The organism is Burkholderia sp. IO2 (assembly GCF_029522185.1).
GTDB classification, from domain to species: Bacteria; Pseudomonadota; Gammaproteobacteria; order Burkholderiales; family Burkholderiaceae; genus Burkholderia; species Burkholderia cenocepacia.
In genome coordinates this window covers 1-7,811 of record NZ_JAKWFH010000115.1, presented here as the reverse complement: position 1 = coordinate 7,811, position 7,811 = coordinate 1, and the positions used below count along the sequence as shown (strand labels likewise).

The window sequence follows — 7,811 nt, the reverse complement described above, 5'->3', positions numbered from 1 at the left end:
AGCACGGCAACCGTGCGTTTTGTACTCAGTCACGGGCTCCAACACCCAAGCGCGGGGCAAACTGCACGGTCTCGTCTGGCTACCACCAGACTTTACCGTACTGGTCAGTACTGAACATACAAGCGCGGCTCAGAAGCTGATCGTCGCGGTAATCGTGTCGCTGTAGTTGCCGGGCGCCGGCGTCGCTTGCGCGGGCACGCGGCCGTACACGGTGATTGCCTGCGCGAACCCGCTGCCGGTGCCGGTCGCCATCGACGTGCCGGCGGTGCCGTCGCCCCATGGCTGCGTGAAGCCGCTGTCCTGATAGAGCTGATAGCTGACCGACCCGCCGCCCGCGCGCTGCATCGTGCGAGCGGCGACGTTGCCACTGCCGCCGCCGTTCAACGCGATCCGGAATGCGTCGCCGTTCGTGCAGCGCGCGCTGATCGAGCCGCTCGCGGTCAGCGCCGACGCCAGCACGCCTGCCGCCGGAAACGCCACGCCGGTCGCGCTGATGATGCAGTTGTTGATGACGGTGGCGGTCGTGGTAACCGTCATCGTGCCAGCCGTCGACTGCGACGCACACGGCGTCGGCAGCACGCCGAGCAGCGAAAAACTGTAGCTGTACGCGGCCTGGTTGCCGCTGAAACTCTGCGTGTAGACGGTGCTGCCGTTGTTCACGGTCGGCACGGTCGGCTGGTTCGGCGCGATGCGACCATAGATGGTCACGTTCGCACTCGCGGACGTGCCGAGCACCGGTTTCGTCAACGTCACCGATATCGGCGTCGTGCCGCTGCTCACGGCGCCCCAGGCTTGCGAGTAGCCCGCGTCCTGATACAGGTCGTACTGCATCTGGTTCGTCCCGTTGCTCAGGTAGCGCGGACTGGTGCCGCCGAGGTTCACGCACACGAGCACGCCGGTGTTCAGGCTCAGCGTGTCCCACGTGCAGTTCACGGTCATCGTCGCGGTCGTCGTATAGGCCTGTTGCGTGATCGGACTGACCGAGCCGAAGCTCGGCACCGGCGGCGTCACCGTGCACGTATCCGCACGCGCCGACATCCACGGCATGCCGAGTACCGCTGCCAGCAGCAGGTACGCGAGCGCGCGCATCCAGCGGCGCGCCAGGTCGAAGCGGTCATCCGCCATGCGCCTCCCCGAAAAAAACCGTCCGCCCGATCGGATTCGCGGATCGGGCCGCGCCATCATCGTATCGGTCTGCGCATCGATCGCTCGCACTGTTACTTGATCCATGTCAAATAGGCCGATGGAATCCGTCCGCTCCCCGGACAATGCACGCCAGGTCGGCGTTTTCTCCATTGCGCGCGACCGAACCCGTGGAGTAGTCTTCCACCAACGACAGAGCGGTAACGGCGACCGGCGACAGACCACGCGGCAGGCACTCCGCGGCCGGGCGACCCCTTGAACGGCAGGAGACAATCATAATGACAGATTCCCGACGTCGTGTTTTTTCAGCCATGCTCGCAGCCACGTTCGCATTCGCGCCGGTGCTGCAGCCCGTCACCGTTGCCGCAGTCTATTCGAACGGCACGGCCACCGCGCAATTCAACGTCACGCTCACGATCCAGGCGAACTGCACGATCGCCGCGAACCCGCTTGCATTCGGCACGACCGGCGTACTCGCATCGACGGTCAACCGGCAGACGACGGTCTCCGTCACCTGCACGAACTCGACACCCTACAACGTCGGGCTCGACGCCGGAGCGGTAACCGGCTCGACCGTCGCCAGCCGGCTGATGGGAGGTACCACGGCCGGCAATACCGGCACGACGGTCGGCTACCAGCTCTACCAGGACTCGGGCCACTCGACGATCTGGGGCAACACGCAAGGCACCGACACGGTCGGCGGCACCGGCACCGGTTCCGCGCAGGTGCTGAACGTGTACGGCCAGGTGCCCGCGCAGGCGACGCCGAAGCCCGACACCTACGAGGCCTCGGTCACCGCCACCGTCTATTTCTGACGGGCCGTGCGATTGTTCCCGCGCGCCTTTGCCGCGCTGTGCGTCGGGTGGGCGGCGGCCGTCTCGCATGCCGCCACGCTGCAGATCACGCCCGTGACGATCGAACTGCCGCCATCGGCGGCCGCCGCGAGCATGACGCTCAGCAACCCGGGCGGCCGGCCGATCTACGGCCAGGTCCGCACCTATCGCTGGACGCAGGAAAACGGTACCGACGTGATGACGCCGACCGACGCGCTCGCCGCGTCGCCGCCGCTGCTGCAGATCGACGCGAACGCCGAGCAGTTGATCCGGCTCGTGCGCACGAGCCGCGGCTCGCCGGCCGCCGAGGAGAGCTATCGCGTGCTGATCGACGAACTGCCCGCGCCGGGCACGCCGGTCGACAACGGCGTGACGATCCGGCTGCGCTATTCCGTGCCCGTATTCATCGAGCCCGATGCCGCGCAAGCGTCCCCGCGCCTCGACTGGCGCGTCGAACCCGACGGGACCGGCATGCAGCTCACGGTCGACAATCGCGGCGGACGGCGGGCGCAGATTTCCGCGGTCCGGTTGGTCGATGCGCGAGGCGGCGTCCACGAGATCACGCGCGGGCTGCTCGGCTATGCGCTCGCGAGCAGTACGCGACGCTGGCCGCTCAAGCTCGACGCCGGCACGCGCTTCGTCAAGATCCAGGCGACCGTCAACGCGCAGCCGGTCGAAGCCCGGTTGACGCCGCCCTGAGCCCCCCGAGCAGGATCGCACGACGTTGCCCGTGCCGCCGCCGAGCAAGACCCTCCGGACCGACTGCCCCGTGCGACACGCCGGGCCGGCCCGGCCCACCGCCGCGCCGCTCGCGCTGGCGTTGATACTGGCGCTGCGCGCACTCGCCGCATGCGCGCAGCCGGTACCGCCCACCGCCGTGTCCGACGCCGCGGCGCAAGCCGACGGGTTGTATCTCGACGTGTCGCTCAATGGCGAACCGACGCACCGGATCGCCCGGTTCCGGCAGATCGACGGGCGGCTGTACGCGGCCTCCGCCGACCTGAACGATCTGGGCATCGCGACCGGCGGCCCCGCGAACGCACCGTCGAACACGCTCGTCGCACTCGATACGCTCGCGGGGCTGCACTACGCTTACGACGCCGGCCGGCAAACGCTCGACCTGCGCGTGCCCGACGCACTGCGCATTCCGCACACGTTCGATACGCGCGCGCTCGCCGCCGCGCCGCCGGCCACGTCCGGCCGCGGCTTCGTGCTGAACTACGATGCCTACGCGCAAACCATCGCGCGCGCACCGCTCGCGGTCTGGAGCGAGGCGCGCTATTTCGATCCGGCCGGCGTACTCAGCAGCACCGGCATCGCGTACCTGTACGACGACCGTCGGCGCTACGTGCGCTACGACACGTCATGGACCCGTTCGAATCCCCGCACGCTCACGACGACCCAGATCGGCGACACGATTTCGTCGTCGCTGTCCTGGACGCGCTCACTGCGCCTGGGCGGCGTGCAGTGGCGCAGCAATTTCGGCCTGCGCCCCGACCTCGTCACGTTTCCGGTGCCCGCGCTGTCCGGCAGCGCGGTCGTGCCGACGTCGGTCGACCTGTACGTGAACAGCGTGCGCCAGTTCAGCGGCGACGTGCCGAGCGGGCCGTTCGTGATCAACAGCGTGCCGGGCATCACCGGCGCGGGCAACGCGACGGTCGTCACGCGCGACGCGCTCGGCCGCTCGATCGCGACGTCGATTCCGCTGTACGTCGATACGCGCCTGCTGGCCCCCGGCCTCGTCAGCCATTCGCTCGAAGCCGGTTTCCTGCGCCGCGCGTACGGCACCGATTCGTTCGACTACGCGCGCACGCCGGCGGCGAGCGGCTCGCTGCGCTACGGGATCAGCGAGCGGCTGACCGTCGAAGCGCACGGGGAAGCGACGGCCGGCGTCTACAACGCCGGCGCCGGCGTACTCGCGCGCCTCGGCGAACGCGGCGTGGCGAACGCGTCGCTGGCGCTCAGCGCGCCGGGCAGGACCGGCGTGCAGGCGGGCGTCGGCTACCAGTACGTGACGTCGCGCTTCTCGATCGACGCACAGACGCTGCGCGCATTCGGCGACTACGTCGACCTGGGCAGCCGCGAAGGCGTGCCCGTCTCGCGCGCCACCGATCGCGTGACGGTATCGTTCCCGTTCCTGCGCGCGCAAACGCTGTCGTTCAGCTATCTGGCCCTCAAGTATCCGGGCATCGCCGCGTCGCGGATCGGCTCGATCGCTTATCTCGTCAATCTCGGCGGGCTGACCTCGATCGCGTTCAGCGGCTTCCAGGACTTCCGGCAACGCGACGCGCGCGGCTTCTTCGCGAGCCTGAGCATCGGGCTCGGCGGCAACACGTCCGTCTCCGCGAACGCCGGGCGGCAGAACGGCGAATCGACCTACACGCTCAATGCATCGCGGCCGCCCGACTACGGCGGCGGCTTCGGCTGGAACGTGCAGGCCGGCACCAACGCGGGCACGCGCTACGGGCAGGGCCAGTTGCAGTATCTCGGCCGCGCCGGCCAGGTCACGCTGCTCGCGCAATCGTTCGACGGGCGCAGCAACGCGGCGGTCGACGTCACGGGCGCGTTCGTGCTGATGGACGGCCGGGTGATGACGGCGCGCCGCGTCGACGACGGCTTCGCGCTCGTCTCGACCGACACGGGGCGCGTGCCCGTGCTGCACCAGAACCGGCTGATCGGCGCGACGGACCGGGCCGGCTACCTGCTGGTGCCCGACCTGAATGCGTACCAGAACAATCGCGTCGCGATCGACGGCAGCGCGCTGCCGGCCGACGCGCGGATCGCCGACACGACGCTCGACGTCGTGCCGCAGGCCCGCTCCGGCGTGCTCGCGCACTTCGCCATCACACGCTACAGCGCCGCGTCGATCGCACTGCGCGCGCCGGACGGCACGCCGCTTCCGCCGGGGCTCGAGGTCCGCCACGTCGAAAGCGGCCAGCGCACGATCGTCGGCTACGACGGCCTGACCTTCGTCGACGGCCTCGTCGCGAACAACCACCTGCAGATCTCCGGCGGCGGCCGCGACTGCACCGTCGAATTCGCGTACCGGCGGCCGGACGACGGCACGCTGCCGCGCATCGGCCCGCTGACCTGCGGCCCGCGGTAGCGCGCGCCGGCCGCCCGCGTCGCGAATGTTAGAATCGCAAGATTCCCTCGGCGGCGCCCAGCCGCCCAACTCCCCTTCGAAGAATCGCCATGACGTCCCAACTGCACAAAAAGGGCGAGGCCTGGTCGGCCCGCTTCTCGGAACCGATGTCGGAGCTGGTCAAGCGCTACACGTCGTCGGTGTTTTTCGACAAGCGCCTCGCGCTCGTCGACATCGCCGGCTCGCTCGCGCACGCGAACATGCTCGCCGCGCAGAAGATCATCAGCGCCGACGACCTGGCCGCGATCGAACGCGGGATGGCGCAGATCAAGGGCGAGATCGAGCGTGGCGAATTCGAATGGCAGCTCGACCTGGAAGACGTCCACCTGAACATCGAGGCGCGCCTGACCGCGCTGATCGGCGATGCCGGCAAGCGCCTGCACACGGGCCGCTCGCGCAACGACCAGGTCGCGACCGACATCCGCCTGTGGCTGCGCGGCGAAATCGACCGCATCGGCGGCCTGCTGAACGACCTGCGCGGCGCGCTGATCGATCTCGCGGAACAGAACGCCGACACGATCATGCCGGGCTTCACGCACCTGCAGGTCGCGCAGCCCGTCACGTTCGGCCACCACCTGCTCGCGTACGTCGAGATGTTCACGCGCGACGCGGAACGCATGCGCGACTGCCGCACCCGCGTGAACCGCCTGCCGCTCGGCGCGGCCGCGCTCGCGGGCACGAGCTACCCGATCGACCGTCACGCGGTCGCGAAGACGCTCGGCTTCGACGGCATCTGCGCGAACTCGCTCGACGCGGTGTCCGATCGCGACTTCGCGATCGAATTCACGGCCGCGTCCGCGCTCGTGATGACGCACGTGTCGCGCTTCTCCGAGGAACTCGTGCTGTGGATGAGCCCGCGCGTCGGCTTCATCGACATCGCCGACCGCTTCTGCACCGGCAGCTCGATCATGCCGCAGAAGAAGAACCCGGACGTGCCCGAGCTCGCGCGCGGCAAGACCGGCCGCGTGAACGGCCACCTGATGGCGCTCCTCACGCTGATGAAGGGCCAGCCGCTCGCGTACAACAAAGACAACCAGGAAGACAAGGAACCGCTGTTCGATACGGTCGACACCGTCGCCGACACGCTGCGGATCTTCGCCGAGATGGTCGCCGGCATCACCGTGAAGCCGGACGCGATGCGCGCGGCCGCGCTGCAGGGCTTCTCGACCGCCACCGACCTCGCCGACTACCTCGTGAAGCGCGGCCTGCCGTTCCGCGACGCGCACGAAGCGGTCGCGCACGCGGTGAAGATCTGCGACGACCGCGGCATCGACCTCGCCGACCTGACGCTCGACGAAATGAAGCAGGAACTGCCGAACGTCGCGCACCTGATCGGCGACGACGTGTTCGGCTACCTGACGCTCGAGGGTTCGGTCGCGAGCCGCAACCATCCGGGCGGCACCGCGCCCGACCAGGTGCGTGCGGCCGTCAAGGCGGCCCGCGCCGCGCTCGGCAAGTAACGGCCTGCGGTTCCGGACGGACGCCTTCGGCGTCCGTTTTTCATTCGGGCAGCCAGCGCGCCGCCCGTCGCCTTCCCCGCTTCACGGACGCCCCCGATGACCTTTTCCGCCGCGCTCTTCGACATGGACGGCCTGCTCGTCGATTCCGAGCGGACCATCATGAACACGTGGATCGACGTGTCGAATGCGCACGGCGTCGTGCTGACCGAGATCGATTACCTGCAGATCGTCGGCCGTTCGTTCGCCGAAGGCCAGATGATCCTGGCACGGCTGATCGGCGACCCCGCTACGTTCGACGCGGTGCGCATCCGCGTGCGCGAACAGCTCGCGGCGCCCGAGCCGCATCCGAAGTTTCCGCTGAAACCCGGCGCATTCGCGCTGCTCGACGCGCTCGCGCAGGCCGGCATTCCGTGCGCGGTCGCGTCGTCGTCCGCGGGCGACGTGATCCGCGCGCGGCTCGGCGCGGTCGGCGTGCTGCCGTTCTTCCGCGCGATCGCGGGCGGCGACGAAGTCGCGCGCGGCAAGCCCGACCCGGCCGTCTACCGGCTCGCGGCCGAGCGCCTCGGCGTGCCGGCCCACGCGTGCGTCGCGTTCGAGGACAGCGACTTCGGCGCGCAGTCGGCCGCAGGCGCAGGCGCGGCGGTCGTCACCGTGCCCGATCTGAAGGCGCCGACGCCCGAGATCGTCGCGCTGAGCCTGCACGTGCTCGCGTCGCTCGACGACGCGATCGCGCTCGTGCCGTCGTGGTTCGGGTTGCAGGGCACGTCGCAGCCCGCGTAGGCAGCACACCGCTCCATGCAAAACGGGCACCCGAGGGTGCCCGTTCCGTCGTGTCGCCCACTCGAAAGCGGCGCGCCGTTACCGGTTGCCGGCCGTCTCCGACAGCCGCTTCATCGTCGCGATGCGCGCGCCGATCAGGTCGACGCGGCCATCCTCGCCGACGAGCGGCGCCGTCGCATCGCGGAACGCCACCCACGCGCGCTGCGCGCGCACGAGCGTCCCGGCCGAATGCGCGGGCATCTTGCGGCGCAGCTTCTGGTAATAGCGGTTCAGGTCGAACAGCGCATGCTCGCACGCGGCATCCTGCACGCACGGTCGCACGCGGCGCACCGCCGGCTCGCGCGGCGCGTTCGCCGGCTTCGTACCGGCCGGCGCGGCCGCCGCAGCCGCACCGCCCTGCGCACCGCTCGTCGCCGCAACCGGCACGGCGGCCGGCGGCGGCGCATAGCG

General features: G+C 69.7%; 7 protein-coding genes. 5 read left to right on the top strand and 2 right to left on the bottom strand.

Translation table 11 applies throughout. The features are described from left to right. Positions 1 to 129: 129 nt before the first annotated feature. Entirely contained in the window at positions 130 to 1,125 is a 996-nt protein-coding gene (locus tag MMB92_RS34755; protein ID WP_012492815.1) for a spore coat protein U domain-containing protein, read from the bottom strand. A gap of 296 nt (positions 1,126 to 1,421) precedes the next feature. Here MMB92_RS34755 and MMB92_RS34750 point away from each other — a divergent pair, with 296 nt between their 5' ends. The 5 genes from MMB92_RS34750 (at position 1,422) to MMB92_RS34730 (ending at position 7,361) form a co-directional block, all read left to right on the top strand. Beyond that, positions 1,422 to 1,958, top strand: a complete 537-nt coding sequence (locus MMB92_RS34750; protein ID WP_006484009.1) for a spore coat U domain-containing protein — start codon at positions 1,422 to 1,424, stop codon at positions 1,956 to 1,958. A 6-nt stretch (positions 1,959 to 1,964) separates the two neighbouring features. Beyond that, positions 1,965 to 2,675 carry a molecular chaperone gene (locus MMB92_RS34745; RefSeq protein WP_006484014.1) on the top strand — a complete coding sequence of 237 codons (711 nt, stop codon included), beginning with the start codon at positions 1,965 to 1,967 and terminating at the stop codon, positions 2,673 to 2,675. Between the two features lie 70 nt (positions 2,676 to 2,745). Further along, the gene (locus tag MMB92_RS34740; protein ID WP_212123559.1) at positions 2,746 to 5,082 is read left to right on the top strand and encodes a fimbria/pilus outer membrane usher protein; all 2,337 of its coding nucleotides are present in this window, start codon (positions 2,746 to 2,748) and stop codon (positions 5,080 to 5,082) included. A gap of 89 nt (positions 5,083 to 5,171) precedes the next feature. Then, entirely contained in the window at positions 5,172 to 6,581 is a 1,410-nt protein-coding gene (gene argH / locus MMB92_RS34735) for an argininosuccinate lyase (protein ID WP_006484010.1), read from the top strand. 96 nt (positions 6,582 to 6,677) lie between these two features. Next, positions 6,678 to 7,361, top strand: a complete 684-nt coding sequence (locus MMB92_RS34730; protein WP_277563255.1) for an HAD family phosphatase — start codon at positions 6,678 to 6,680, stop codon at positions 7,359 to 7,361. A 78-nt stretch (positions 7,362 to 7,439) separates the two neighbouring features. Here MMB92_RS34730 and MMB92_RS34725 read toward each other — a convergent pair. After that, positions 7,440 to 7,811 (bottom strand): lysozyme inhibitor LprI family protein (locus MMB92_RS34725; RefSeq protein ID WP_277563254.1); only part of this gene is annotated, 372 nt, incomplete at its 5' end.